Source organism: Desulforhopalus vacuolatus, assembly GCF_016918505.1.
Classification (GTDB): Bacteria; Desulfobacterota; Desulfobulbia; order Desulfobulbales; family Desulfocapsaceae; genus Desulforhopalus; species Desulforhopalus vacuolatus.
Genome location: NZ_JAFFPZ010000078.1, coordinates 1 through 2,091, shown reverse-complemented (window position 1 = coordinate 2,091; position 2,091 = coordinate 1). Strand labels below are relative to the sequence as shown.

The window sequence follows — 2,091 nt, the reverse complement described above, 5'->3', positions numbered from 1 at the left end:
AAGAGAAGCTCCCTTTATACCTTGGTTTCTTCGAGTTTGTTCATAATGTTGGCAAGCGCGGGAAAACCTTGCTTCACTCGCTGGTTGAAGTGCTGGTTAAATAAGACCCTGAAACACAACATGAGCCAAAAGTTATTGTCCAGATGAAACAAATCCGATTCGAACTCCTTCTGTCAAAGGACAATTGCGCTTCTGGTGGCGGACGATGCAGCAGGTTAACAGCCCGGAAAAGTTGATGCAGCGTGAAGCCGACATCTGGGGAGGAGCAGTTACTTCAGATTCTAATGAGGGGAAGGCCTCTTCTGTCATACTGAACATTACCAAAGTTGGTGGTGTCGGGAAGAAGAGGCTGGAAATGAATGGGAAAGGGCTGATGGATTATCCAGACTTCCCTGGTTATGTCCTTTTTCCTCTACAGGTGCGAGATGAAAACTCCTTTACTTTGATTACTTCCTGCCCTTTCTCTTTGGAAATCCGTTGTCCACAGGAGATGCAGAAGGAGGTTGAGAAGAGCGTGAAACTGTGGCTTCTCTTTGGTGGTATTGGTGCGCGGACAACACGGGGTTGCGGTTCTCTTTACTGTAAAGAGGTCATGAAAGAATTTCCGGCCGGAGAGGCAATAGAGGAATTTGTGAAGAAATTTTCTTCTGTCAAATCTCCAGCCTTTGGTCAATCTCCCATGCCATTATTGGCACAGGGGCGCTTTGGCTTCTCTCCTGCTAAAGGTGATGACCCTGTGAAAATATGGAAAGAGTATTTGGAAAAGTATAAGAATTTCCGGCAGGATGATGCAAAAGAGAAAAACATTGGCAGAACGAACTGGGCAGATGCCGATGGGATTCGACTTCTAACAAAGGAATATAGCAAACACCCACCTCTCTTTGAGAAGCCATATTTTCCTCGAGCTGCCTATGGCTTGCCTGTTCAATATAAATTCAAAGACAACGAGGGCGATCCTGGGGGAACTCTTGAGGTACGCCCCGCCGGCGGAAAAACACGCTGGCCATCTCCCGTGATACTCAAAATTATTAGATTAAGTGGAGATCGTTATATAAACGTCTGCCTGTTGCTCAACAGTACAATTCCAGATTTGGAACTGTTTCAGGATTCAAATTTACGCTCGGCAATTCCACTGGAGGCACACCCGAGAAACTGGCGCAATCACAGGCTGCAGAAGGGTGCAAAAAAAGAGCGGAAAAGAGGTGAAAATCCCTATGATGCCCTTTTTGCGGCTCTTGGAGTGCAGGAGGCCAAATCATGATAAAAAAACAACAGTACCTGCTCTCCATTTCCGTCGGGCCGGTGCAGGAGTTTATTGCCTCCGCCCGTAAACTTCGCGACCTCTGGTATGGCTCCTGGCTTCTTTCGGAACTCTCCAAGGCCGTGGCGAAATACCTTGCCGATGCCGGTTGTGATCTGATTTTCCCGGGAATTGAAGACAAGGGTAAGCTGGAACCAAAATCCGAACTCAATACCGCCAATAAGATTCTTACCAGAACAGGGGAAATGGATGAGGGAGAAATACGGTCTCTGGTTGAAGAGGCACGAAAAGCCTTTGATGACTGCTGGAAGAGCATGGCACAGAGTGCGCTAAAGATCATTCCCACAAAGGATCAGCGGAATATCAATAGAAAGCTTTTCAAGGAACAGCTTGATGACTTCGGGGAGTTCTTTGCTGCCTGGACCCCCCTGACAGATAATTATTCAGACTCGCTGGAACGTTGTGAGCGGTTGCTTGCTGGCAGGAAGGCCTTGCGTGAATTCTCAGCAGCACCCTGGAATGGTGCGGGAATTCCAAAATCCAGCCTGGATGGAATCAGAGAATCAGTGCTTAGAGGAAATAAATTCTACTCCTGTCCAGTAGTGTCCGGTTAAGATTTTGCATGTAGAAAAAAATAAATTACAAGGAGAAGTTTTTTTCTTGACAAATAAGTGAAATTCCGAGTTTGCCCTCCTTAAAAGACTAATCTTCTAAGGAGGTTACGATGGATTTTGTAACTTTTCGCTCCCGGCGATATGCTGTCCCATCACAAACACACTTACTCAAACCAACAAAGCAGGCCTTGGTCAATGCACCACCGCTTCGATCAA

The 2,091-nt window shown here is 46.6% G+C and carries 1 protein-coding gene and 2 pseudogenes; all 3 read left to right on the top strand.

Annotated elements, in window-relative coordinates:
• A pseudogene (locus tag JWG39_RS17295) lies at positions 1–104 on the top strand (IS1595 family transposase); the annotation flags it as partial.
• 50 nt (positions 105–154) lie between these two features.
• Positions 155–1,261, top strand: a pseudogene (gene cmr1, locus JWG39_RS15935) (type III-B CRISPR module RAMP protein Cmr1); the annotation flags it as partial.
• Entirely contained in the window at positions 1,258–1,875 is a 618-nt protein-coding gene (locus tag JWG39_RS15930; protein WP_205220428.1) for a type III-B CRISPR-associated protein Cas10/Cmr2, read from the top strand. The pseudogene cmr1 and the gene JWG39_RS15930, both read left to right, overlap by 4 nt.
• The last annotated feature ends 216 nt before the right edge of the window (positions 1,876–2,091 follow it).